The organism is Streptomyces sp. C10-9-1, from assembly GCF_024497955.1.
GTDB lineage: Bacteria > Actinomycetota > Actinomycetes > Streptomycetales > Streptomycetaceae > Streptomyces > Streptomyces sanyensis.
In genome coordinates this window covers 164,424-187,474 of record NZ_JANHKP010000008.1, presented here as the reverse complement: position 1 = coordinate 187,474, position 23,051 = coordinate 164,424, and the positions used below count along the sequence as shown (strand labels likewise).

The 23,051-nt window shown below is 73.8% G+C and carries 24 protein-coding genes; 7 read left to right on the top strand and 17 right to left on the bottom strand.

Translation table 11 applies throughout. The annotated features are described in order from the left end of the window. Positions 1 to 20: 20 nt before the first annotated feature. Positions 21 to 1,211: a C4-dicarboxylate ABC transporter gene (locus NPS70_RS13590; RefSeq protein ID WP_256524464.1), complete on the top strand. Its 1,191-nt coding sequence runs from the start codon at positions 21 to 23 to the stop codon at positions 1,209 to 1,211. Here the strand turns inward: NPS70_RS13590 and NPS70_RS13585 are convergent. Then, positions 1,120 to 1,875 (bottom strand): helical backbone metal receptor, encoded by a 756-nt coding sequence (locus tag NPS70_RS13585; protein ID WP_256524462.1) that lies wholly within the window; start codon positions 1,873 to 1,875, stop codon positions 1,120 to 1,122. The genes NPS70_RS13590 and NPS70_RS13585 overlap by 92 nt on opposite strands. A 1-nt stretch (position 1,876) precedes the next feature. Next, positions 1,877 to 2,467: a helix-turn-helix domain-containing protein gene (locus NPS70_RS13580; RefSeq protein ID WP_256524461.1), complete on the bottom strand. Its 591-nt coding sequence runs from the start codon at positions 2,465 to 2,467 to the stop codon at positions 1,877 to 1,879. Between the two features lie 242 nt (positions 2,468 to 2,709). On the opposite strand from NPS70_RS13580, the gene NPS70_RS13575 reads away from it, so the two are divergent. From NPS70_RS13575 to NPS70_RS13560, 4 genes are all read left to right on the top strand, one after another. Continuing rightward, entirely contained in the window at positions 2,710 to 3,615 is a 906-nt protein-coding gene (locus NPS70_RS13575) for a 5'-3' exonuclease (RefSeq protein ID WP_256524567.1), read from the top strand. Between the two features lie 119 nt (positions 3,616 to 3,734). Further along, a complete protein-coding gene (locus NPS70_RS13570) occupies positions 3,735 to 4,577 on the top strand; it encodes a siderophore-interacting protein (protein WP_256524460.1) in 843 nt (280 codons plus the stop codon). A gap of 158 nt (positions 4,578 to 4,735) precedes the next feature. Further along, positions 4,736 to 5,320, top strand: a complete 585-nt coding sequence (locus NPS70_RS13565) for a sigma-70 family RNA polymerase sigma factor (RefSeq protein ID WP_256524459.1) — start codon at positions 4,736 to 4,738, stop codon at positions 5,318 to 5,320. Further along, positions 5,317 to 6,066, top strand: coding sequence for an anti-sigma factor (locus NPS70_RS13560; RefSeq protein WP_256524458.1), 750 nt, complete (start codon positions 5,317 to 5,319; stop codon positions 6,064 to 6,066). The genes NPS70_RS13565 and NPS70_RS13560 overlap by 4 nt, the downstream gene beginning before the upstream one ends. 57 nt (positions 6,067 to 6,123) lie before the next feature. On the opposite strand, the gene NPS70_RS13555 is transcribed toward NPS70_RS13560, so the two are convergent. From NPS70_RS13555 to NPS70_RS13535, 5 genes are read right to left on the bottom strand one after another with little or no spacing between them, the layout of a single operon-like run. After that, the gene (locus tag NPS70_RS13555) at positions 6,124 to 6,948 is read right to left on the bottom strand and encodes a DUF1295 domain-containing protein (protein ID WP_256524457.1); all 825 of its coding nucleotides are present in this window, start codon (positions 6,946 to 6,948) and stop codon (positions 6,124 to 6,126) included. Continuing rightward, positions 6,945 to 8,255: a cyclopropane-fatty-acyl-phospholipid synthase family protein gene (locus NPS70_RS13550; RefSeq protein WP_256524456.1), complete on the bottom strand. Its 1,311-nt coding sequence runs from the start codon at positions 8,253 to 8,255 to the stop codon at positions 6,945 to 6,947. The genes NPS70_RS13555 and NPS70_RS13550 overlap by 4 nt, the downstream gene beginning before the upstream one ends. Next, positions 8,252 to 9,514, bottom strand: coding sequence for a class I SAM-dependent methyltransferase (locus tag NPS70_RS13545; RefSeq protein ID WP_256524455.1), 1,263 nt, complete (start codon positions 9,512 to 9,514; stop codon positions 8,252 to 8,254). The genes NPS70_RS13550 and NPS70_RS13545 overlap by 4 nt, the downstream gene beginning before the upstream one ends. Then, positions 9,511 to 10,236, bottom strand: a complete 726-nt coding sequence (locus tag NPS70_RS13540; RefSeq protein WP_256524454.1) for a DUF1365 domain-containing protein — start codon at positions 10,234 to 10,236, stop codon at positions 9,511 to 9,513. The genes NPS70_RS13545 and NPS70_RS13540 overlap by 4 nt, the downstream gene beginning before the upstream one ends. After that, the gene (locus tag NPS70_RS13535) at positions 10,233 to 11,504 is read right to left on the bottom strand and encodes an NAD(P)/FAD-dependent oxidoreductase (RefSeq protein ID WP_256524453.1); all 1,272 of its coding nucleotides are present in this window, start codon (positions 11,502 to 11,504) and stop codon (positions 10,233 to 10,235) included. The genes NPS70_RS13540 and NPS70_RS13535 overlap by 4 nt, the downstream gene beginning before the upstream one ends. A 243-nt stretch (positions 11,505 to 11,747) precedes the next feature. Between NPS70_RS13535 and NPS70_RS13530 the strand changes: the two genes are divergently transcribed. Further along, on the top strand, positions 11,748 to 12,143 hold the full coding sequence (locus NPS70_RS13530; RefSeq protein ID WP_256524452.1) for a nuclear transport factor 2 family protein: 396 nt from the start codon (positions 11,748 to 11,750) through the stop codon (positions 12,141 to 12,143). A gap of 106 nt (positions 12,144 to 12,249) precedes the next feature. Here NPS70_RS13530 and NPS70_RS13525 read toward each other — a convergent pair whose 3' ends face one another. Next, entirely contained in the window at positions 12,250 to 15,078 is a 2,829-nt protein-coding gene (locus NPS70_RS13525) for an RNA helicase (protein WP_256524451.1), read from the bottom strand. A gap of 252 nt (positions 15,079 to 15,330) precedes the next feature. Here NPS70_RS13525 and NPS70_RS13520 point away from each other — a divergent pair, with 252 nt between their 5' ends. Next, positions 15,331 to 15,825, top strand: a complete 495-nt coding sequence (locus tag NPS70_RS13520; RefSeq protein WP_256524450.1) for a hypothetical protein — start codon at positions 15,331 to 15,333, stop codon at positions 15,823 to 15,825. Between the two features lie 70 nt (positions 15,826 to 15,895). Here the strand turns inward: NPS70_RS13520 and tatC are convergent, their stop codons facing one another. The 9 genes from tatC to pafA all read right to left on the bottom strand — a co-directional run bounded on the left by tatC (position 15,896) and on the right by pafA (position 23,045). Then, complete coding sequence (gene tatC / locus NPS70_RS13515) at positions 15,896 to 16,843, bottom strand: twin-arginine translocase subunit TatC (protein WP_256524449.1); 948 nt, start codon at positions 16,841 to 16,843, stop codon at positions 15,896 to 15,898. Positions 16,844 to 16,880: 37 nt separating this feature from the next. After that, entirely contained in the window at positions 16,881 to 17,174 is a 294-nt protein-coding gene (gene tatA / locus NPS70_RS13510) for a Sec-independent protein translocase subunit TatA (RefSeq protein ID WP_256524448.1), read from the bottom strand. A gap of 255 nt (positions 17,175 to 17,429) precedes the next feature. Next, entirely contained in the window at positions 17,430 to 17,627 is a 198-nt protein-coding gene (locus NPS70_RS13505) for a hypothetical protein (protein ID WP_256524447.1), read from the bottom strand. A 75-nt stretch (positions 17,628 to 17,702) separates the two neighbouring features. Next, positions 17,703 to 17,963: a CpXC domain-containing protein gene (locus NPS70_RS13500; RefSeq protein WP_256524446.1), complete on the bottom strand. Its 261-nt coding sequence runs from the start codon at positions 17,961 to 17,963 to the stop codon at positions 17,703 to 17,705. Between the two features lie 15 nt (positions 17,964 to 17,978). Beyond that, on the bottom strand, positions 17,979 to 18,947 hold the full coding sequence (locus NPS70_RS13495) for a WYL domain-containing protein (protein ID WP_256524445.1): 969 nt from the start codon (positions 18,945 to 18,947) through the stop codon (positions 17,979 to 17,981). Positions 18,948 to 18,963: 16 nt separating this feature from the next. Further along, positions 18,964 to 19,920 (bottom strand): YafY family protein, encoded by a 957-nt coding sequence (locus tag NPS70_RS13490; protein WP_256524444.1) that lies wholly within the window; start codon positions 19,918 to 19,920, stop codon positions 18,964 to 18,966. Positions 19,921 to 20,076: 156 nt separating this feature from the next. Beyond that, positions 20,077 to 20,448, bottom strand: a complete 372-nt coding sequence (locus tag NPS70_RS13485) for an FKBP-type peptidyl-prolyl cis-trans isomerase (protein ID WP_256524443.1) — start codon at positions 20,446 to 20,448, stop codon at positions 20,077 to 20,079. Positions 20,449 to 20,632: 184 nt separating this feature from the next. After that, positions 20,633 to 21,571 (bottom strand): FKBP-type peptidyl-prolyl cis-trans isomerase, encoded by a 939-nt coding sequence (locus tag NPS70_RS13480; RefSeq protein ID WP_256524442.1) that lies wholly within the window; start codon positions 21,569 to 21,571, stop codon positions 20,633 to 20,635. Positions 21,572 to 21,683: 112 nt separating this feature from the next. Then, positions 21,684 to 23,045, bottom strand: a complete 1,362-nt coding sequence (gene pafA, locus NPS70_RS13475) for a Pup--protein ligase (protein ID WP_256524441.1) — start codon at positions 23,043 to 23,045, stop codon at positions 21,684 to 21,686. Between the last annotated feature and the right edge of the window lie 6 nt (positions 23,046 to 23,051).

The window sequence follows — 23,051 nt, the reverse complement described above, 5'->3', positions numbered from 1 at the left end:
CCGCCCGCGACAGTGGCCGTATGACCGCCCTCGCGCCCGCCTCCGCACGTCCGCTCCCCGCCCTGCCGAGGGCCTCCCGGTCGCCCTCGGTCCGCCATCTCAGCCCCCAGTGGTACGCCGCGGTGATGGGCACCGCGGCCGTGGCCGGGGCGGGGGCCGAGCTGCGGGGCGGCCTTTCCGGCGGCGGTTCCGTCCGCTGGGCTCCGGTGGCCTCCGCCCTCCTCGGCGGGGTGTGGGTGCTCGCCGCGGCGGCACTGTGCGTCCTGCTGGGCGCACGGGCCGTGCACTGGGCGCTCCACCGGGACCAGGCCCGGGCCCATCTGCTCGACCCGGCCGTCGCCCCGTTCCACGGCTGCCTGGCGATGGCGCTGCTGGCCGTCGGGGCGGGTGCGCCCACGGCCGGGCAGAAGGTGCTGGGACCGGCCGCGCTCCCGGTGGCGGCCGTGCTCTTCGCCACCGGCACGGCCGCCGCCCTGGTGGTCGCGGTCGCGGTGCCCTATCTGATGGTGGTACGGCACCGGGTGGCGCCCGAGGACGCCTCGCCCGTGTGGCTGCTCCCGGTGGTGGCGCCGATGGTGGCGGCCTCGTGCGTACCGCTGCTGGTGCCCCACGCCCCGCCCGGGCAGGGGAGGGAGGCGCTGCTGCTGGCGGGTTACACGCTGTTCGGGCTCAGCCTGCTCGCGACGGCGCTGATCCTTCCCGTGGTCTTCGCCCGCCTGCTGCACCACGGGCCCCCGGCGGCGGCCGCGGCGCCCTCGCTGTTCCTCGTCCTCGGCCCGCTGGGGCAGTCGACCACCGCGGTGAACAAGCTGGCCGACGTGGCCCCGGGCGCCGTGGACGCCTCCTACGCCCGGGCGCTGGAGGCCCTGGCGGTCGTCTACGGTGTGCCCGTCACCGGCTTCGCGCTGCTGTGGCTGGGGCTGGCCACCGCCGTGGTGGTGCGCGCGGTCCGCGGGGGGATGCCGTTCACGCTGGGCTGGTGGGCGTTCACCTTCCCCGTGGGCACCTGTGTGACGGCGGCGTGGGCGCTGGCCGGGCACACCGGGCTGGTGGCGTACCGGGGGCTGGCCGTGGCGCTGTACGGGGTGCTGGTGGCGGCCTGGGCCGCGGCGGGTGCGCTCACCCTCCGGGCCCTGCTGCGGGGCGAGCTGCCCGCAGCGCCTCCCCCAGCACCCGGGGAGCCTGCACCAGCGACGGCCCGTACCAGGTGAGGCACCTGCCGTCGACGAACGCGGCGGGCGTACCGGGGAACGCCTCGGGGCCGTCGCCGGGACCGAAGGCGTAGGGCTCGTCGGGCAGCACCACCAGCTCGGCACCGCAGGCCGCGAGCCCCTCGATCGGCACCTTCGGGTAGCGCTCGCCGTGGCCCGCGTAGACGTTGACCGCGCCGAGCCGGGCGAGCAGGTCCCCGGCGAAGGTGTCCCGGCCCAGGACCATCCAGGGCCGCCGCCAGATCGGGACGACCACGGGGACGGCAGGGGCGGCGGGAAGCGCGGACCAGGCGTCCTCGGCCCGGTCCAGCCAGGCGGACCGGGCCAGGCCGCAGCCCTCGACCAGGATGCGCTCCAGCTCCCGGAACGCCTGCTCCAGGGTGCGGACCTCGGTGACCGCCACGCGCAGGCCGGCCGCGCGCAGGGCGTCGAGGTCGGCCGGGCGGTTCTCCTCCTCGTTGGCGACGACCAGGTCGGGGCGGAGCGCGGCGACCGCGCGCACGTCGGGGTTCTTGGTGCCCCCGACGCGGACGACGTCCAGGGCGGCGGGGTGGGTGCACCAGTCGGTGGCGCCGACGAGCAGCCCGGGGCCGCTGACGGCGACGGCCTCGGTCAGCGACGGGACGAGGGAGACGACCCTCGGGGCGGCGCCGTGGCGGGCCACGTCAGGTCCGGGGCGCCGGGGCGGCGGCGAGGTGCCCGGCCACGGCGACGACCAGGATGCGGGTGTCGGCCGTGGTGGCGCGCCAGCGGTGGCGCACGCCCCCGGACAGGAACAGGGTGTCGCCTGGGCCGAGCCGGTAGGCGCGGCCCTCCGCCTCCACCTCGGCGGCGCCGTCGGCGACGTAGAGCAGCTCGTCGTTGCGGTGCTGGAACTCGCCCTCGCTCTGGTGGTCGCCGGTGTACTCCACCGCGTTCAGCTGGTGGCGCCCGCGGACCAGGGAGCGGACGCCCGCGGGCCCGCCGGGGTGGGCGTCGTCGGGGGCGCGGACCAGGTCCACGGTGCGGGTGGTGTCCGAGGCGGCGAGCAGCACGGCGACCGTCGTGTCCAGGGCGGCGGCCACCCGCTGGAGGGAGCGGTCGCTGGGGCGGGCCCGCTCGTTCTCGATCTGGCTGAGGAAGGGCACGGACAGGCCGCTGCGCGCGGAGACGGCGGCCAGCGTGAGCCGCAGCACCCGCCGGCGCTTGCGCACGGCCGCGCCCACCCGGAGAGGTTCCTCTCTCTCCTTGGTGTCCTTGCCGTCCTTGTCGTCCATCGCCGGGCTCCCCTCCCCTGGGTCCTGTCTCACCATACGCAGCAACCGCCCCCCGGCACTCGCCGAGAACGGAGCCGGATCGGCGGAGACGGGGGTGCGGGGGTCGCAGGGGGCGCACGGGCACCCGCGCGCCGGGGGCGCGGGTGCTCCGGCGGACGGCCGCGGGGCGGCCTCGCCCCGGCCGCGGCCGGGGCCGGGTGTCGGCGGGGTACGGCATCATCGTCCGTGTGACGCGACGCCTGATGCTCCTCGACACGGCCTCCCTGTACTTCCGCGCCTTCTACGGCGTCCCCGACTCGGTGCGCGCCCCCGACGGCACCCCCGTCAACGCGGTGCGCGGCCTGATGGACTTCATCGCCCGGCTGGTGCAGGACCACCGCCCCGACGACCTGGTGGCCTGCTGGGACAACGACTGGCGGCCGCAGTGGCGGGTGGACCTGATCCCCTCCTACAAGGCCCACCGGGTGGCCGAGGAGCAGCCGGGGGACCCCGACGTGGAGGAGGCACCGGACGCCCTGGAGGCGCAGGTGCCGGTGATCCGGGAGGTGCTGGCGGCGGTCGGCATCGCCCGCGTCGGCGCCGACGGCTACGAGGCGGACGACGTCATCGGCACCCTCACGGCGCGGGCCGAGGGCCCGGTCGACATCGTCACCGGGGACCGGGACCTGTTCCAGCTGGTGGACGACGCGCGGCGGCGCCGTGTGCTGTACCCGCTCAAGGGCGTCGGCACCCTCCAGGTGACCGACGAGGAGTGGCTGCGGTCCCGGTACGGCGTCGACGGCAGCGGCTACGCGGACCTGGCGCTGCTGCGCGGCGACCCCAGCGACGGGCTGCCGGGCGTGCCGGGCATCGGGGAGAAGACGGCGGCGAAGCTGCTGGACGCCTACGGGGACCTGGCCGGGATCCTCGCGGCCGCCGGGGACCGCACCTCCGCGCTCACCCCGGCGCAGCGCAGGCGCCTGGAGGAGGCGCGCCCCTACCTGGCCGTCGCTCCGGCCGTGGTCGGGGTGGCACGCGACGTCCCGCTGCCGGAGTTCGACCCGGCCCTGCCCGCCGCTCCGCGCGACCCGGCCGCCCTGGAGTCGCTCGCGGCCCGGTGGGGGCTGGGCGGCGCCGTCGTGCGGCTGCTCTCCGCCCTGGAGGGGTGAGGCCGCGCGGCTCCCGGGCGGGGCCCGGCCGGGGAGGCGGGGCGGGCCGGACGGCGCCCGCTCCGGCGGAGTGCTAACTTAGGCAAGCCTAAGCAGCTGCGCACCAGGGGAGAGAGCACGTGGCAGATCAGCCGGCCCGCAAGGCACCGCAGGTCCACGAGGCGACGGTGCTGCGCACCGAGCGGCTCACCCCGCACATGGTCCGGGTGGTACTGACGCTGCCCCCGGACACCGCCTTCGCCCTGGGCCCCTTCACGGACCACTACGTGAAGCTCGTCTTCGCGCCGGAGGGTGTGCGCTACCCCGAGCCCTTCGACCTGGACCGGATCCGCGCCGAGTTCCCCCGGGAGCAGTGGCCCGCCAACCGGACGTACACCGTCCGTTCGTGGCACGCCGCCCAGCGGGAGCTGGCCGTCGACTTCGTCGTCCACGGCGACGAGGGGCTGGCCGGTCCGTGGGCGGCGCGGGCCCGCGCCGGTGAGACGGTGCGCCTCCTCGGTCCGGGCGGCGGCTACGCCCCGGACCCGGAGGCCGACTGGCACCTGCTCGCGGGCGACGAGAGCGCCCTGCCCGCCATCGCGGCCTCGCTGGAGCGGATGCCGGACGGTGCGGTGGTGCACGCCTTCGTGGAGGTGGCGGGACCGGAGGAGGAGCAGAAGGTCGTCACCCCCGACGGGGTCGAGATCCGCTGGCTGCACCGCGGCACCCGCCCGGTGGGCGAGGCTCTGGTGGGCGCGGTGACGGCCCTGGAGGCGCCGCCCGGTGAGGGCTCGGCGTTCGTCCACGGCGAGGCGGGCTTCGTCAAGGAGCTGCGGCGGCACCTGCGCCGGGAGCGGGGGATCCCGCGCGAGCGGCTGTCGGTCTCCGGGTACTGGCGCCTGGGCCAGACCGACGAGGCGTGGCGGGCGGTCAAGCGCGAGTGGAACGAGCAGGTGGAGCGGGAGCAGGAGGCGGCCGGCTGAGCCGTGCGGGCCGCCCGGCCGCCGGGCGCCGCTGCGGGGGCCACCGCGTGGCGTGCTCGTGACACCATGCGCGGCAGTGGACCAATCCGTTCGGGGTCCGGCTCCGAATACGGGGTGACTCATGTCCGCAGCCGTGCGCACCGTGGAGGAACGCCCGCGTGAACGAACCCGCCCCCATCGGCGGCCCCGCCCTGGCGGGGCCCGATCTCCAGGAGCTGCTCGCCCTGGTGGCCCGCGGCGACCAGGACGCCTTCGCCGAACTCTACGACGCCGTGAGCGGCACGGTGCTCGGCCTGGTGCGCGCGGTGCTGCGGGACCCCGCGCAGTCGGAGGAGGTCACCCAGGAGGTGCTGGTCGAGGTGTGGCGCACCGCCGCACGCTTCAAGCCCTCCCTGGGGTCCGCCCGGACCTGGATCCTCACCCTGGCGCACCGGAGGGCGGTGGACCGGGTGCGCTCGGCGCAGGCGGCCACCGACCGGGAGCACCGGGCCGCGCTGCTGGAGCGGACGCCCGCCTACGACGAGGTGACCGAGCAGGTCGAGGCGCGCCTGGAGCGCGAGCAGGTGCGGCGCTGCCTCGGCGGCCTGACGGAGCTCCAGCGCCAGTCGGTGACCCTCGCCTACTACCGCGGGCTCGCCTACCGTGAGGTCGCCGAACTGCTGGCGGTGCCGCTCGGCACGGTCAAGACACGGCTGCGCGACGGGCTGATCCGGCTGCGCGACTGCCTGGGGGTGAGCGTGTGAACACGGCGGACCTGCACATGCTGACCGGGGCCTACGTGCTGCACGCACTGTCCCCCGAGGAGCACGCGGACTTCGAGCGGCACCTGCGCGCCTGCCCTTCCTGCGCGCAGGAGGTGCGCGAACTGGCCGCCACCGCCGGGAAGCTGGCCGCGGCGGTCGAGGCGACCGCGCCGGCCGAGCTCAAGCCGCGGGTCATGGCCCGGATCGCCGCCGAGCGGCAGGAGCCGCCGGTGGTGGCGCGCCAGGCGCGCCGGGTGACCCGCCTGGGGCGGCGGGCGGTGCCGCGCCTGGTGCTGGCCGCCTGCGTGGCCGCCGCCGCGGCCTTCGGCGGGATCGCCGTCTGGCAGCACCAGCAGGCCGAGGACGCCCGTGCGCAGGCGCAGCGGGCCGAGCAGCGGGCGGACGAGCTGACCGCGGTGCTGGCCGCTCCCGACGCGGTGGTCAGCGGAGGGGAGCTGGCGGACGGGGCCCGGGCCACGGTGGTGGTCTCCCGCAGCCGGAACCAGGCGGTGTTCGTGGCCTCGGGGATGCCCGAACCGCCGGCGGGCTCGGTGTACCAGCTCTGGTACGACGACGAGGGCGGCATGCGGCCCGCCGGGCTGATGGACCCCTCGCAGACGGCGCAGGTGCTGCTCATGGACGGTCCGCTCGACGGCGCCACGGGCATGGGGGTGACCGTCGAGCCCGCGGGAGGCTCGCCGCAGCCGACCTCGGCGCCCGTCGCGCTGATGTCCTTCCCCGCCTGACGGCGCCGGCCCCCGGCCGGGGCGGGCCCCCCGGCCGGGCCGCGGGGCCCGCCGGGATCACCTGCGGGCGGCGCCGCCCGCGGCCCGCCGCGGGGGCAGCGGGAGGAAACCGCTGGTCCGGGCGGCGTACGCGGCGTAGCCCGGCCGGTCGGCCATGTGCCGCTCCAGCAGCCGCTTGCCGCTCCCCCGGGTGAGCAGCAGGCTCATCACCACGGGGCTCACCAGGCAGGCGGCGGCCGCGGCGGGGGCGTCGGCCACGAAGAGGAACAGGCCCCACCAGAGGAGGAAGTCGCCGAAGTAGTTGGGGTGGCGCGTCCAGGACCACAGGCCGCGGTCCATGATCCTGCCCCGGTTGGCGGGGTCCGCCTTGAAGCGGGCGAGCTGGGCGTCGCCGACGGCCTCGAAGAGCAGGCCGGCCAGCCACAGCGCGCAGCCCGCCCACACGGCGGCCCCGGCCGGGCCCCGGACGTAGGAGGCCGCCTGCACCGGCAGGGAGACCAGCCACACCAGCCCGCCCTGGAGCAGGTACACCATCCGCAGCGCGTACAGGTTCCGGTTGCCCGGGGCGCGGGAGAGCAGGCGCTCGTAGCGCGGGTCCTCGCCGTGGCCCCTGCCCCGGCGGGCGATGTGCACCGCCAGGCGCAGGCCCCACACGCAGGTCAGGACGGTCACCAGCACCCGGCGCAGGGCGTCTCCCTCGCCCGCGGAGGCGGCGAGGGAGACCAGCGCCACGGCGGCGAAGCCGATCCCCCAGGCGACGTCCACGATCCGGTGCAGCCCCCGGCGCACGGCGACGGCGAAGGTGGTCAGCATCACCGCCAGAGCGGCGGCGGCACACAGTCCGAGTCCCTGGGCGAAGGCCGCCCACGCGAAGCCGTTCACGGCGCGTACCACTCCCCCGGCGTCGCGGGCATCCCGGAGCCGCCGTCCTCCGCCGGCCGGACCGCCAGGATCTGGTCGACCCCCATCCGCCGCTCCTCGAAGGCCAGCCCGCCGCCGACGAGGTAGAGCCGCCAGACCCGGGCGGTCTCCTCGCCGACCAGCGCGGAGAACTCCCCCCAGCGCTCCTCCAGCGTGTCCCGCCAGGCGCCCACCGTGCGCGTGTAGTGCTCCCGCAGCGACTCCACGGAGCGCACCTCCAGCCCGGCGCCCTCCAGCAGGGAGACCGTGTCGCCGACCGGACGCATGTGCATGTCGGGGGCGATGTACGACGCGATGAACGCACCGCCGCCGGGTGCGCGCGCGCCCCGGGACATCTGCTGCACCAGCACACGCCCGCCCGGCCGGAGCATCCCGTGCAGCAGGGCGGTGAAGGCGGGGTACTCGGCGTCGCCCACGTGCTCGCCCATCTCGATCGAGGAGACCGCGTCGTACCCGCCGCCGTCCAGGTCGCGGTAGTCGCGCAGACGGACGTCGACCAGCTCCCCCAGCCCCCGTTCGCGCACCTGGGCGCGGACGTGCTCGGCCTGTTCCGCGGCGAGCGTCACCGCGGTGACGCGGACCTTGTACCGCTCGGCGGCGTACAGCGTGAGGGATCCCCAGCCGCAGCCGACGTCCAGCAGGCGGTCGCCGCCCTGCAGCCCGAGCTTGCGGCACACCAGCTCCAGCTTGGCGTGCTGCGCCCCGGCGAGCGTCTGCTCCGGTTCCGTCTCGGACCAGTAGGCGCAGGAGTAGGCCAGGGTCTCGTCGAGCAGCAGGGAGTAGAAGGCGTTGGACAGGTCGTAGTGGTGGCTGATCGCCGCACGGTCGCGGGACCTGCTGTGCAGTGCCCCGGTGAGCCTGGCCTCCGCGGCGGGGGCGGGCGGACGGGGGCCGAGGGCGCCGAGGCGTGCGGCCGTGCGCAGGGCACGGGCGCGGTCGCCGGCGGAGAGCCGGGGCGGTGCGAGGGCGCGGTGCCGGGCGGCGGCCCACATCGTGCGCAGGGCCTCCGCCAGGTCGCCCTCGACATCGAGTTCCCCGGTGACATAGGCCCGGGCGAGGCCGAGTTCGTCGGGGTGCCACAGCAGGCGCCGCAGTGCCCTGCGGGAGCGGAGCACCACGACGGGGCCGTCGCCGGAGCCCGCGGTCGAGCCGTCCCAGGCGCGCAGCCGCAGGGGCAGGCGGCCGCCCAGGAACTCCTCCACCAGGGGCAGCAGCCGCTGCGCGGCCCCCTGCCCGGTGCCCGCGCGTGCCGTGGTGGTCGCGGTCATGCCGTCTCTCCCTTCGTGAGCCGGATCTGCTGCACATCGAGGTAGCCGGAGCGGAACCCGGCCTCGGAGTAGGCGAGGTAGAAGGTCCACATCCGCCGGAAGGTCTCGTCGAAGCCCAGTTCCCCGACCTGCTCGTCCCGTTCCGTGAAGCGCTCGCGCCACAGCCGCAGGGTCTCGGCGTAGTGGGCGCCGAAGCCGTCGCGGCGGGTGGTGCGCAGGGCGGTGGCCGCTGTGCTCTGCTCGACGGCCTCGACCGAGGGGATCTGCCCGCCGGGGAAGATGTACTTCTGTATCCAGGTGTGGGTGTCGCGGGAGGCCAGCATCCGCTCGTGGGGCATGGTGATGGCCTGGAGGGCCGCCCTCCCTCCGGGCACGAGGAGCCGGTCCAGGGTGGCGAAGTACTCGGGCCAGAACTCCGCGCCGACGGCCTCGATCATCTCCACGCTGACGACGGCGTCGTAGACGCCGGCCACCTTGCGGTAGTCGCGCAGCAGGACGGTGGCCCGGTCCTCGAGACCGGCCTCGCGGAGGCGGCGCTGCGCCAGCCGCTGCTGCTCCTCGGAGAGGGTGACGGTGACGACGCGCGCACCGCGGGCGGCCGCCCTCAGGGCCAGCTCGCCCCAGCCGGTGCCGATCTCCAGCAGCCGGGTCCCCTCGCCCACCTCGGCGAGGTCCAGCAGCCGGTCGACCTTGCGCCGCTGGGCCGCCGGGAGCAGCGCCGCCTCGGCGGGGAAGCCGCGGAAGAGCGCGGAGGAGTAGGTGAGGGTCTCGTCGAGGAAGAGCGCGAACAGCTCGTTCGACAGGTCGTAGTGGTGGCTGATGTTGGCCCGTGTGGCGTCCGCGGTGTTGCGGTGCCGGGCGGGCTGCTTCGGCGCCCAGGCGGCGCGCAGCCTCTGCAACTGCGGGGGCACCAGGGTCCCGGCGTTCCCGGCGAGCACGGTGAGCGCCGCGACCAGGTCGGGGGCGTCCCACTCCCCGGCCATGTACGACTCGCCGAAGCCGATGAGGCCCCCCGCACCGATGCGGCGGAAGAAGGCCCCGGGGTCGTGTACGTCGAGGAGCGGTCCGCCGAGGCCCAGCGGGCGGGAGCGGCCGGCCAGTCGCAGCCTCAGCGGAAGGGAGCGGACGGCATGGCGCACGATCCGCTCGGCGGCCGCCGTGCGCAGCCGGGACGCCTTCGGCAGCGTGGCGACGTCCGGCCACCGGGCCGCGTCGACGCGGTCGGTGCGCGCGGGCGCGGGGACGACGGGAACGGTCACTGGACACCCTCCTGGGGCAGATGGCGGGGACGGGGCCTGACGGGCAGGCCGCGCAGGTACAGGCGTATGCCGTGGAAGCGGATGGCGGCGGACACGGCGAGGGTCGACAGCGGGCGGCGGAGAAGACAGCGCAGCAGACCAGCGGCGGTACCCGGGGTCCTCCTGCCGCGCACGGTGGCGGTGAAGGGCCGCTCGGACCCCTGCTCCAGATGCACCGTCAGCTCCAGCTCCCGGCCGGGCTCGGGCAGCCGCATGCGGTAGCGGCCGTCCACGTCGAAGAAGGGGGAGACGTAGAACTCCTTGTCCACCGAGGCCCGGTGGGCTCCGTCGGCACGCAGCAGGTAGCAGTGGCGCTCCCCGTAGGTGTTGTGGACCTCGGCGACGGTGCACAGCGGCGTGCCGTCGGCGCGGCGGCACCAGTACAGGGTCAGCGGGTTGAAGACGTGCCCGAGGACCCGGCCGTGGGCGAGCATCAGCACCCGGGCGTCGCCGAGTTCGATGCCGCGGGCGGCGAGGAAGTCGGCCAGTCCGGCCCGGATGGTCGGAGCGGTCCCGCCGAAGTGGTCGCGGGCCTCGAAGCGGGCGAAGGGGCGCAGCGGCGGCGGCAGCCGGGGAGGCTCGTCGGGGTCGAGCAGCCAGAGGTAGGTGCGGTGGCGCAGGGCGTAGCGGGTGGGGCCGGTGCGCACATGGGTGACCGTGCAGGGGTAGAGGGCGGCGCTCACCAGGTGACACCCAGGGCCCGGGCAGCCAGGACCCCCGAGCGGCAGCCGTCCTCGTGGAACCCCCAGCCGTGGTAGGCCCCGGCGAAGGCGGTCACCGGGCCGCTGAGGCCCGGCAGCCGGCGCTGGGCGGCGACCGACTCGGGGGTGAAGACGGGGTGCTCGTACTCCATGCGGGCCAGTACCCGGTCGGCGGGGACGCCGTCGGAGCCGTTGAGGGTGACCACATGGCGCTCGGGGGCGTCGATCCGCTGGAGCCGGTTCATGTCGTAGCTGACCCGGACGGCACCCGCTCCGGCCTCGCAGCCGGGCATCGAGAAGTTCCAGCTGGCCCGGGCGCCGGGGGCACGGGGCAGCAGGGAGGCGTCCGTGTGGAGCACGGTGGTGTTCCGGGAGTAGGTGAACGCGCCGAGGGTGCGGCGCTCCTCCCCGCTCGCGTCGGCGAGCAGCCGCAGCGCCTGGTCGGGGTGGGTGGCGACGACCACGCCGTCGTAGGAGCGCGTCACGCCGTCGTCGGTGGTGACCTCGGCGCCTCCGGGGTACCGGCGCAGGACGCGCACGGGCGCACCGGTGCGCACGGCGGTCAGCTGCTTGGCGATCCGGTCGACGTACTCCCGCGAACCGCCGGTGACGGTGCGCCAGACCGGGGAGCCGGTAATGCCGAGCATCCCGTGGTGGTCGAGGAAGCGGAACAGGTGCAGGGCCGGGTAGCGCAGTGCGGTCTCGGCGTCGCAGGACCACACGCAGGAGACGACCGGGGCCATGAAGTGGGCCCGGAAGTACGGGGAGAAGCCGGCGTCCTCGATGAACCGGCCCACCGTCAGGCCCTCGTCGCCGCCGCCGTCGAGGAGGCGGCGGGCCCTTCGGTGGAAGCGCGGCACCTCGGTGAGCATCCTCAGGTAGCGGGGGCGCAGCGCCTGCCCGGGGCGGGCGAAGAGTCCGGCGGGGCCGCGCGCTCCGGCGTACTCCAGCCCGCAGCCCTCGCAGCGCACGGACATGCTCATCTCGGCGTCCTGGGTGGCCACTCCGAGCTCGGAGAAGAGCCTCAGCAGCAGGGGGTAGGTGCGCTCGTTGTGGACGATGAACCCCGAATCCACCCGGTGCAGCCGTCCTCCGGCGCCCGGCACCTCGTGGGTGTGGGCGTGCCCCCCGAGACGGTCGTCGGCCTCGAACAGGGTCACGTCGCAGGCGCGCTGGAGGACGTATGCCGCGGTCAGTCCGGCGACCCCTCCGCCCACCACGGCGACGCGCCGCCGCTGTGTCGCTGTCATTCCCGCTCCCTCCGGACGGCCGTCGGCCGCCCCTCTCCCCTTGTTCGGAGCGGGGCGGACGATCGGATTGGTCGGGAGGGGATCTTTTTGCGCCGCGCGGCCCGGGGGCCCGGGGATCCCGGGGTCCGGGGCGGGAGCCGCCGCCCTCGCGCGGAGGAGCGGGGCGCTCGTGGACAGCGTCCGGCAAGCGGCGGATGATGGAAGGAAACAGGACGAAGAGGAACGAAAGGCGCGTGTTCCGTGATGTCCGAACACCCTGACTGCGCCCTGGTCCGCCGGGGCTACGTAGCGTTCAGCGAAGGCGACATGGAGACGCTGAACTCACTGATGACCGCCGACGCCGTCTACCACGTGCCGGGGCACAACCCGCTCTCCGGGCACCACAAGGGCCGTGAAGCGGTCCTCGACCTCTTCCGCCGCATGGGAGAGGAGACCAAGGGCACCCTGCAGATCCAGGTGGAGGCCGTCCTCACCGACGGGCGGGGCCATGTGATGGCCTTCCACACGGCCCGCGCCGACCGGGGCGACCGGGGGATCGAGGTCCGCGAGGGCCTGTTCTTCACGATCATGGGCGGCAAGGTCACCGACGTCGACCTCTGCACCGAGGACCTCGACCAGGTCGACGCCTTCTGGAGCTGAGCCCCGCCGCACCCCGGGCTCCGGCGGCCGGGAGCGTCCCTCCGCCGCCGGGCGCACCCCGGCCCGCGGGCCGGGGTGCGCCCGGCGGGGACCGCGAAGCCCCCGCTCAGCCCACCGAGCTGTAGGCGACCACCCCGCGCAGCATGCCGTCGACGGCCTTGCGGGCGTTCTTCGCGACGGTCCCGCCGTCCGCCGGCGCGGCGGCGGCGATCTGGCCGAGCACGTCGATGACCTGCTTGCACCAGCGCACGAAGTCGCCCGCGGGCATCTCGGCCTCGCGCAGCACCTCGTCCAGGCCCCGGCCGGAGGCCCACTGGTGCGCGGCCCAGGCGAACCCGAGGTCGGGCTCACGCTGCCCGACCCCTTCGGCCTGGTTGATCCTGAACTCCTCCTCCAGCGCGTCCAGCCGGCCCCAGATGCGGACCATCTCGCCGAGCGCGGCCTTCGCCGCGCCACCGGGGACCTTGGGCGCCACGGCGTCGTCCGCCTGACGCGACTCGTACACCAGCGCGGAGACGCAGGCGGCGAGTTCGGCCGGGCCGAGGCCCTCCCAGATCCCTTCGCGCAGGCATTCGCTGGCCAGCAGGTCCAGCTCGCCGTAGAGGCGGGCCAGGCGCCTGCCGTGCTCCGTGACCTCGTCCGCGCGCAGGTAGTCCAGCTCGGTCAGCAGGGCGACGATCCGGTCGAAGGTCCGGGCGATGGTGTTGGTCCGGCCCTCGATGCGCCGTTCGAGCTGGCGGGTGTCACGCTGGAGGCGGTGGTAGCGCTCGGCCCAGCGGGCGTGGTCCTCGCGCTCGTCGCAGCCGTGGCAGGGGTGGGCGCGCAGTTCGCTCCGCAACCGGCCGATCTCCCGGTCGTCGGCCGCCGCCGCGCGGCCCCTGCGGTGGCGGTCCGGCACGATGTGGCCCGCCTTGGTGCGCAGCGCCGAGGCCAGGTCGCGGCGGGACTGCGGCGAGCGGGCGTTGAAGGACCGGGGGATGCGCATCCGTTCCAGCGCCTCCACCGGCACCGGGAAGTCCATCGAGGCCAGGCGCTTGACCTGACGCTCTGCCGTCAGCACCAGCGGGCGCGGGCCGTCGTGGTACTCGAAGCCGCGCTGGCCGCCCGTGCGCCCCGCGGGCAGGCCCGGATCGAGCACCAGCGCCAGGCCGGCGAACTTCCCGGTCGGCACGTGGATCACATCGCCCGGGCGGAGCTTCTCCAGCGAGGCGGCCGCGGCCGCCCTGCGCTGGGCCGCCCCCTGGCGGGCCAGCTCGTTCTCCCGGTCCTTCAGCTCGCGGCGGAGGCGGGCGTACTCCTCGAAGTCGCCCAGGTGGCAGGTCATCCCCTCGCGGTAGCCGGACAGCCCCTCCTCGTTGCGCTGGACCTGGCGGGAGATGCCGACGACCGAGCGGTCCGCCTGGAACTGGGCGAAGGAGGTCTCCAGCAGCTCGCGCGAACGGTGCCTCCCGAACTGGTGGACGAGGTTGACCGCCATGTTGTACGACGGGCGGAAGCTGGAGCGCAGCGGGTAGGTGCGGGTGCCCGCGAGGCCGGCGAGCGCCGCCGGGTCCATCGCCCGCTGCCACAGCACCACGGCGTGGCCCTCGACGTCGATGCCGCGCCGCCCGGCGCGGCCGGTCAGCTGGGTGTACTCGCCGGGGGTGATGTCCGCATGCTGCTCGCCGTTCCACTTCACGAGCTTCTCCAGGACCACCGAGCGGGCGGGCATGTTGATGCCCAGCGCCAGGGTCTCGGTGGCGAACACGGCCTTCACCAGGCCGCGCACGAACAGCTCCTCCACGACCTCCTTGAAGGTCGGGAGCATGCCCGCGTGGTGGGCGGCGATGCCGCGCTCCAGGCCCTCCAGCCACTCGTAGTACCCGAGGACGTGCAGGTCCTCGCCGGGTATGGCGGCCGTGCGCTCCTGGACGATCCGGCGGACCTCGGCGCGGGCGGCCTCGTCGTTGAGCCGCAGGCCGGAGTGGAGGCACTGCTGGACGGCGCTCTCGCAGCCGGCGCGGCTGAAGATGAAGGTGATCGCGGGCAGCAGTCCCTCGGCGTCGAGGCGGTCGATGACCTCCGCCCGGCCCGGGGTCCAGATGCGGCTGCGGGCGCGCCGCTCGCGCTCCCGGTCCGCCTCACGGACCACCCTGCCCCGGCGCCGGTCGCGGGGGTTGTAGGAGCGCGAGTTCTCCATCCGGGCCAGGCGCACCAGATCGGGGTTCACCTCGCGGCGGCCGCGCCCGCGGCCGCCGTGGTCGGTGCTCTCCTCGAAGAGGTCGTACATCCGGCGGCCGGCCATGACGTGCTGCCACAGCGGGACGGGGCGCTCCTCGGAGACGATCACCTGGGTGTCGCCCCGGACGGTGTCCAGCCAGTCGCCGAACTCCTCGGCGTTGGACACGGTCGCCGAGAGCGACACCAGGGTCACCGAGTCGGGCAGGTGGATGATCACCTCCTCCCAGACCGCGCCGCGGAAGCGGTCGGAGAGGTAGTGCACCTCGTCCATGACCACGTAGCCCAGGCCGCGCAGCGACTGGGAGCCCGCGTAGAGCATGTTCCGCAGGACCTCGGTGGTCATCACGACGACGGGCGCCTCGGAGTTGACGCTGTTGTCGCCCGTGAGCAGCCCGACCTTCTCGGCCCCGTACCGCTTCACCAGGTCCGTGTACTTCTGGTTCGACAGGGCCTTGATCGGGGTGGTGTAGAAGCACTTGCGGCCCTGCGCGAGGGCGAGGTGGACGGCGAACTCGCCGACGATGGTCTTGCCCGAGCCGGTGGGCGCCGCCACGAGGACGCCCTTGCCGGACTCCAGGGCCTGGCACGCCTCGATCTGGAAGGGGTCGAGGTCGAAGTCGTACAGGGCACGGAAGGGGGCCAGCGCGGTGGCCTCCTCCCGGGTACGGACGCGGGCGGCGGCGTAGCGCTCGGCGGGGGAGAGATCCTCGGTCATCTTGCTTCCGAGCCTACCCGCCACCTCGGACAGTCAGCGGATCTTTAACGACGTCCCGTCCGCCCCGGACGCGCACCGTTCCGGCACCGGCGGGGCGGGGGCCGCGACACGGCAGCCGGGAAGCGGTCTGGCGGTATCCGGCCAACGACGCCCGGATAGGCCGGAGACAGGCTGCACCCCCCTCGGCGAAGATCGTCTGTGACCGAACGAACTCACTGGCGGGACGACACGCCCCGCCACGAGGGGGAAACCATGCGTATCCACAGGAAGATCACCTCCGCCGCCGTTGCCGCAGGCGCGGCCCTGACGGGAGTGGTGGCCACTCCGGCGCCCGCCTCCGCGGCCGCAACGACCAAGTGCTCCTCCACACAGCACAGGGAAGTCGACACGGTCGGCCCGAACCTCGACATCTACGTCAAACTCTGCGTCGTCCGCGACGCGTCCAACCGCTACCACGCGCAGGCGGTCGTGAGCTGGAAGGACGGCGGCGGTGGCGCCTGCTGCGGTATGGAGAAGGTCCTCGTCGAGGTCCGGCTGGAGCGCCGGGACGCGGTCCAGCGGAGGACCTCGGGGAACCTGCAGGCGTCCATGAGCGGATTCTCCGACGGGACGATCCGGCTGAAGACGAGCACGTACACCTCAAGCTCGCCCGGCGGATGGACGGCCGACGGAAAGGTCGTCTACAACATCCAGAACGACGGCGCCGGCGACCGGACGTGGCAGCTCGGCGGATCACCGTCGATCTAGGAACCGCCGCAGCCTCCGCTGCACGGGAGGAGCCCCGGGCCCGCCGTGAGGGGCGGGACCCGGGGGTCTCTCAGGTCACGTCGTCGTAGCCGGTGGAGCGGCGCGGCTCGCCGCCCGGCTGCTCCGGCAGGGAGCGCTGCCCGGGCAGCGGCTCGGCTTCGCCGACGGCCACCGGGGCGAGGTCCAGCTGGGACGCCTCGTCGTCGGAGAGGCCCGCGTCGGGGTCGCTGCGGCGACGGCGCAGGTCGTTCACCAGGGAGACACCGACGGCCATGAAGTACAGCAGCGCGAGCGGGCCGGCCAGCAGGAGCATGGAGATCGGCTCACCGCCGGGCGTGGCGATCGCGGCGAAGGCGGTCAGGCCGATGATCATTCCGCGCCACCAGCCCAGCATCCGCCGACCGCTGAGGACTCCGGTGAAGTTCAGCAGAATGAGCAGGAGCGGGAGTTCGAAAGCGGCACCGAAGACCACGATCATCCGCGTGATCAGGTCGAGGTAGTCGTCCAGCGGAAGCAGGTTCTGGGCGTTGTCCGGCGTGAAGCTGAGCATGATCTCCGCGGTCTGCGGAAGGATCGAGTACGCCAGGTAGGAGCCCGCGGCGAACAGCGGGACACCGACGGAGGCGAAGACGAGGGAGTAGCGCTTCTCCTGCCGGTGCAGCCCGGGGGCGACGAAGGCCCAGAGCTGGTAGAGCCAGATGGGCGTGGCGAACAGCACGCCCGCCATCAGGGAGACCTTCAGCGTGATGGTGAACGGCGACAGCAGGCCGTTCGTCGTCATCATGGCGCACGGATCGCCGTTCTTGGTCGTCACGGCGCCGTCGACGCATCCCACCGATTCAAGGATCGGCCGCATCAGGAACTCGAAGATGTCCTTCTGGAAGAAGGCGGCGATCACCACCGCGACAACGATGGCAAGGACCGACCTCAGCAGGCGGTTTCGCAACTCACGCAGGTGATCCGCCAAGGGCATGCGGCCCTCGGCGTCCTCGTCCTGCTTGCGGGCAGACTTGAGCAACCCACGTTCCTCGTCTCGTGCGGTGGCGGAGGGCGGCTCAGCTCTGGGTCGTGCGGTTCGTCTCGCCGACCGGGCGGGAGCTGGTCACGTCACCGGGCGCGGCCTGGATCGTGCGGTGTGACGTCGACTGCTGGGAAGGGTCCTGCTCGGCAGTCTGCTGAGCAGTCTGCGACGGCTCGTCGTCCTTCTTCATCGCCTTGGCCTCGCTCTTGAGGATGCGCGCGGACTTGCCGAGCGAACGGGCCATCTCGGGCAGCTTCTTCGCACCGAACAACAGGAGGATGACGGCGATGATCAGAACGATCTCGAGAGGCTTCAGATTGCCGATCATGGGCGACTTCCTTCTAACCGTGGCGGCTTCGGCTGGTACCCGGCGGTCGGACGCCTGTCCGGTCACCGCGCATGCGCTGCGATCGTAACCCGTCGGGGTAAACGAGGGGCAATGCCCGCACGTCCTCCCGGCCTCCCCTCCCTGCAGGGGAGCGGAGAGCGACGCATTCAGCGTACCCCCCGCCCCACGCCCCCGAGGAGACCTCCTCCAGCCGGATCCGCGGGGCCCGGGGCGGAGGGGGTTCCCGCCGGAGGGTCAGCGCAGCGACTCGCCGGTGTGCGCGAGGTCCGTCGCGGCCCGCTCCAGGTCCTGTGCCGCGCGGTCGATGCGGGCGGCGGTCCGGGCGACCTCGTCGCCCAGGCGCCTGGCCTCGACGAAGACGCTGATACCGAGGACGCCGAGCACGGCGATCCCGAGGAAGCCGAGGGCGACGGCGAGCATGGGCCAGAACATGCGACGAGCCTAGACCCTGACCGTCCCGGGCCGCGCAGGGCACCGGACCGGGCGGCCCCGGAGAGGACGCGGGGGTCAGCCCGTGTGGAGCCGGAGCGTCCGCACCCCGCCGCCCGTGAGCAGCTCGACGATCCGCTCCCCCGCCGGCTTGCGGACGGCCGCACCGCACTCGGGGCAGGTGAAGGAGTAGAAGGTGGTGCGGCGGCTCCCGCCGATCGCCAGGCGCAGTGCCCCGGCGGACAGCTCGAAGCGCCCGCGGCAGTCCGGGCAGGCGGCCTTGAAGAGCACCGGGCCCACCGTCTGGGGCGCCTGGGCGGCACCGGGAACGAATGACATGCGCAACGCAGCTCCTCAATCCCGGTCGTCGTACGCCGCCAGCGCCTCCCGCGCCGCGGTACTGGCACTGGCCGCCAGCTCCGGCGGCGACACGATCCTGCCGTCCCGGCCGAGCCGCAGCGCCAGCCTGCGCAGCGAGGCGGGGGCCGGGGTGCGCAGCGTGATCCGCAGCCCGCCGTCGGGCAGCTCCTCGGCGCTGTCGTGCGGGTAGTACTCGGCGACCCAGCGGCCGCCGGGGCCGACCTCCACCACGACCTCCGGGTCCTCGGCCGAGGGCTGGACGAGCCCTTCGGACAGGTCCCGCAGCTCGATCTCGGGCGGTGCCGCCGCTTCGTCCAGCAGCCGGATCTCGGCGACCCGGTCGAGGCGGAAGGTGCGCCGCGCCTCGGACTGGCGGCACCACGCCTCCATGTAGGTGTGGCCCACGGCGAACAGCCGGATCGGGTCGACCTCGCGCTCGGTGAGCTCGTCCCGTGCCGGGGAGTAGTAGCGCAGCCACAGCCGGCGGCGCTCCGAGATCGCCCGGTCGACCTCGGCGAAGACGCCGCCCTCGGACTCGAAGGTCACCGAGAGCCGGGAGCTGGCGCCGGCCGCCTCGCCCGCGGCGCCCTCGATCTTGGCGGTGGCCCGCAGCAGGGCGTCGCGGTCGCCCTCGCGCAGGCCGGGCAGTGTGGCGACCGCGCGGGCGGCGACCAGCAGGGCGGTGGCCTCGTCGGCGGCCAGGCGCAGCGGCTCGGCGGTGGACTCCCCCGAGGCGTCGGGATTGCGCCACCAGATGCGCTCGCCGTCGGTGTCGATGTCGAGCAGGTCGCCGCCCCGGAAGCTGGTGCCGCACATCGGCAGCACGTCCAGGTCGGAGATGAGCTCGTCCTCGGTGATGCCGAAGGCGCGCGCGACGTCGGCGATGTACGCTCCGGGGCGCTCGCGCAGATAGGTCACCAGCGAGAGCATCCGCCGGGTCTGGTCGATGGCGTTGGCGGCCACGTCGTACGCCTCTCTCTCAGCCCTTGGCCACGGCGCGCAGCCGGTCGACCACGTCGGCCCGCAGGTCCGCGGGTTCCAGCACGACGGCGTCCGGCCCGAACTCCACCAGCCAGGCGTCCAGCCCGTGCCCGTACGGAATCTCCAACTCGTCCCACCCGCCGCCGAGTTCCCGGACCGCGACGGCACGGGCGCGCAGGGGGTAGCCGCAGCCGGAGCGCAGCCGGATCAGCGCGGTGCGGGTGGCGGTCTCGCCGGCCCAGGTCGCCACCGTCTCGCGGACCGTGACGACGTCGGGCACGGGTGCGGTGTACCCGCCCGTGCGGGCGCGGACCCTGCCGGTGATCCGGGACAGCCGGAAGACGCGCTCCGCACCGCGGTCGCGGTCGTGACCGGCCAGGTACCAGTGGCCGCGCCAGCACTCCAGGGCCCAGGGCTCGACGGTGCGCTGCTCGGGGCGGGCGGCGTTGGCCTTGCGGTAGGCGAAGACGACCGGGCGGCGGTCGCGGCAGGCCAGCATCAGCGGCTCGAAGGCGGCCTCGTGGACGGGGATGCGGGGCTCCAGGGCGCCGGGGCGCTCCTCGTAGGAGTCCTCGGTCTCGGGCATTCCCGCGGCGCGGAGCTTCTGGAGGGCCCCGCTGGCCGCTCCGGCGAGCCGGGCCTGCTGCCACACCCTGGCGGCCAGGCCGAGCGCGGCGGCCTCCTCGGCGTCCAGGGTGATCGGGGGGAGGCGGTTGCTGTCGCCGCGGGCGACGTAGCCGATCTCCCCGTCGAGGGCCTCCACCGTCTCGATGACGAGGCCCAGCTCGCGCAGGTCGTCCTTGTCACGCTCGAACATGCGGTTGAAGGAGTCGTCGGTGGACGCCTCCAGGTACGCCTCGATGGAGCCCCGCAGCTCGCGCTTGCTGAGCGGGCGCCGGGTCCCCAGCAGGCACAGCGCCAGGTTCATCAGCCGCTCGGCCTTGGCAATGGCCATCGACGCCCGCCACCTCTTCCGCTCACGTCCCCTACGAGCGACGACCGTACCGTCCCGGCGTGTCCGGACCAAAGCGAGGGCCCACGCCTGGGGCGTGGGCCCTCGTCGCGGTGCGCCGGCCCGCTCGACGGCCCGTCAGGGGCCCGTCGCCAGCGGTCAGACGGCGACCAGGTCGCAGACGAAGATCAGCGTCTCACCGGGGGCGATGGCGCTGCCGGCGCCGCGGTCGCCGTAGGCCAGGTGCGCCGGGATGGTCAGCTGGCGCCGGCCGCCGACCTTCATGCCCTGGACGCCCCGGTCCCAGCCGGCGATGACCTGGCCGGTGCCGAGCTGGAAGCGCAGCGGGGTGCCGCGGTTCCAGGAGGCGTCGAACTCCTCGCCGGTGGAGAAGGCCACGCCCACGTAGTGGACCTGGACGACGTCGCCCTTCTTGGCCTCCGGGCCGTCGCCCTCCCAGATGTCCTTGATCTCCAGGTCCTTCGGCGGCTCGCCGCCCGGGAAGTCGATCTCGGGCTTGTCGATGCTCACGGGAATGGTGCTCCTTGTGTCTCTCAGTTGAGCAGGCCCGGTCAGTCTCTCAGAAGCGGACCGGTGGCGCGTTGCGGTGCGCGGGGGTGGCGCGGACCCCGCCGTGCGCCCCCGCGGGCGGTACGCGCGGGGGCCACGGGGCCGGGCGCGGTGCTCGCGCCGTCGGGCCCCGTGGCCCCGGGGTTCAGGAGGCGGCCAGGATGTCCACCGAGAACACCAGCGTGGAACCGGCCGGGATGCCCTGCTGCTCCGCGTCGCCGTAGGCCTGGTCCGGCGGGATGACCAGCAGCACACGGCTGCCGACCTTCTTGCCCGCCAGGCCGTCCTGCCAGCCCGGGATCACCTGGGAGAGCGGGAAGCTCACCGGCTCGTTGCCGCGGGCGTAGCTGCTGTCGAACTCCTTGCCGCCCTTCCAGAGCACGCCCTTGTAGGCCACGGCCAGGGTGTCGGACTTCTTCACCTCGGGGCCGTCGCCCTCGATGACGTAGGTGGAGACCAGCTCGGTCGGGGCGTCCTTGTCCGGGACGGTGATCGAGGGCGCCTTGCCGTCGGTGTTGGTGCCCACCTTGGGCAGGTCGATGTTGTCCTGGGCGACCTCGGTGCCCTCGGCGACCTTGGGGATGGTGGTGGCCTTCAGGATGTCGACGACGAAGACCAGCGTGGCGTTCGGCTTGATCTGGCCCTGGCCCTGCTCGCCGTAGCCGAGCTCCGGCGGGATGGCCAGCTCGACGCGGCTGCCCACCTTCTGGCCCTCCAGGCCCTGGTCCCAGCCCTTGATGACCTGGCCCGCGCCGACGGTCAGGTTGAAGGGCTCCCCACGGTCGAAGCTGTTGTCGAAGGGCTCGTCGGAGTCCCAGGCCTGGCCGAGGTAGTTGACCTCGATCTGGTCGCCCTTCTTCACCACTGCGCCGTCGCCCTCGCTGATGACCTCGGTCTTCAGCTCCTCGGGCGGGTCGCCCTCCCCCTTGGCGAGGGTCGGCTTCTCGCCGAACGCGGCACCGGCGGTGATGGCGGGCAGGCCGCCCGCGGGCGAGACGGAATCGGATCCCTTGCCTTCGCTGCCGCACGCCACTGCCGACAGCAGCAGCAACGGGGCGACGAGAAGGCCGGCTAGTCGGCGCACGTGTTCCTCAGATCTCAGACGGCACGGTCGGTCGGTCCGGGACACTCTAGGACGTGCCAGGGGCCCCGCACGAGAAACGTACGGGGCCCGGGTGACGTTCCGACCCTGCGTGCTACATCCCGGCGATCAGCTTCTCCACGCGGTCGTCGACCGAGCGGAAGGGGTCCTTGCACAGGACCGTGCGCTGGGCCTGGTCGTTCAGCTTGAGGTGGACCCAGTCGACGGTGAAGTCCCGCCGCTGCTCCTGGGCGCGGCGGATGAAGTCGCCGCGCAGCCGCGCCCGGGTGGTCTGCGGGGGCACCGACTTCCCCTCGAAGATCTTCAGGTCGTTGCAGATGCGGGCGGCCTGGCCCTTGCGCTCCAGGAGGTAGTACAGCCCGCGGCGCCGGTGGATGTCGTGGTACGCGAGGTCTATCTGCGCCACCCTCGGGTGCGACATGGTCATGTTGTGCTTGGCGCGGTAGCGCTCCAGGAGCTGGTACTTCATGACCCAGTCGATCTCGGTCCCGATGCGGTCCAGGTCCTCGGCCTCGATGGCGTCGAGGGTGCGGCCCCACAGCTCCAGGACCTGGGCCACCGTCCCGGTGCGGATGCCCCGGCGGTCGACGAAGTCCACCGCCTTCTCGTAGTACTCGCGCTGCACCTCCAGGGCGGAGGCCTCCCGGCCGGAGGCCAGGCGGACCTTGCGGCGGCCGGTGGTGTCGTGGCTCACCTCGCGGATCGCCCGGATGGGGTTCTCCAGGGTGAGGTCGCGCATCACGGTGCCGGCCTCGATCATGCGCAGCACCAGGTCGGTGGCGCCGACCTTGAGCAGCATGGTCGTCTCCGACATGTTGGAGTCGCCGACGATCACATGGAGGCGGCGGTACCGCTCGGCGTCGGCGTGCGGCTCGTCGCGGGTGTTGATGATCGGCCGCGAGCGGGTGGTGGCCGAGCTGACGCCTTCCCAGATGTGCTCGGCGCGCTGGCTGACGCAGTAGACCGCGCCCCGGGGGGTCTGGAGCACCTTGCCCGCGCCGCAGATCAGCTGCCTGGTGACCAGGAAGGGAATGAGGATGTCGGCCAGCCGGGAGAACTCCCCGTGCCGGGCCACCAGATAGTTCTCGTGGCAGCCGTAGGAGTTGCCCGCGGAATCGGTGTTGTTCTTGAAGAGATAGACGTCGCCCGCGATTCCCTCCTCGTGCAGGCGGCGCTCGGCGTCCACGAGCAGGCCTTCCAGAATGCGCTCGCCGGCCTTGTCGTGGGTGACCAGCTCGGTCACGTTGTCGCATTCCGGCGTTGCGTATTCCGGATGCGATCCCACGTCCAGGTACAGGCGGGCGCCGTTCCGCAGGAACACATTGCTGCTGCGGCCCCATGACACGACACGGCGGAAGAGGTAGCGCGCCACTTCGTCAGGTGACAGTCGGCGCTGTCCCCTGAACGTGCACGTGACGCCGTACTCGTTCTCCAGCCCGAAAATGCGGCGGTCCATGTCTGA

Excerpts from the sequence above, each read along its gene's own strand:
- pafA (WP_256524441.1), bottom strand. The coding sequence starts at position 23,045 with ATGGACCGCCGCATTTTCGGGCTGGAGAACGAGTACGGCGTCACGTGC.
- NPS70_RS13525 (WP_256524451.1), bottom strand. The coding sequence starts at position 15,078 with ATGACCGAGGATCTCTCCCCCGCCGAGCGCTACGCCGCCGCCCGCGTC.
- NPS70_RS13500 (WP_256524446.1), bottom strand. The coding sequence starts at position 17,963 with ATGTCATTCGTTCCCGGTGCCGCCCAGGCGCCCCAGACGGTGGGCCCG.
- NPS70_RS13590 (WP_256524464.1), top strand. The coding sequence starts at position 21 with ATGACCGCCCTCGCGCCCGCCTCCGCACGTCCGCTCCCCGCCCTGCCG.
- NPS70_RS13575 (WP_256524567.1), top strand. The coding sequence starts at position 2,710 with ATGCTCCTCGACACGGCCTCCCTGTACTTCCGCGCCTTCTACGGCGTC.
- NPS70_RS13505 (WP_256524447.1), bottom strand. The coding sequence starts at position 17,627 with ATGTTCTGGCCCATGCTCGCCGTCGCCCTCGGCTTCCTCGGGATCGCC.
- NPS70_RS13580 (WP_256524461.1), bottom strand. The coding sequence starts at position 2,467 with ATGGACGACAAGGACGGCAAGGACACCAAGGAGAGAGAGGAACCTCTC.
- tatA (WP_256524448.1), bottom strand. The coding sequence starts at position 17,174 with ATGATCGGCAATCTGAAGCCTCTCGAGATCGTTCTGATCATCGCCGTC.
- NPS70_RS13550 (WP_256524456.1), bottom strand. The coding sequence starts at position 8,255 with ATGACCGCGACCACCACGGCACGCGCGGGCACCGGGCAGGGGGCCGCG.
- NPS70_RS13530 (WP_256524452.1), top strand. The coding sequence starts at position 11,748 with ATGTCCGAACACCCTGACTGCGCCCTGGTCCGCCGGGGCTACGTAGCG.
- NPS70_RS13490 (WP_256524444.1), bottom strand. The coding sequence starts at position 19,920 with ATGGCCATTGCCAAGGCCGAGCGGCTGATGAACCTGGCGCTGTGCCTG.
- NPS70_RS13535 (WP_256524453.1), bottom strand. The coding sequence starts at position 11,504 with ATGACAGCGACACAGCGGCGGCGCGTCGCCGTGGTGGGCGGAGGGGTC.
- NPS70_RS13520 (WP_256524450.1), top strand. The coding sequence starts at position 15,331 with ATGCGTATCCACAGGAAGATCACCTCCGCCGCCGTTGCCGCAGGCGCG.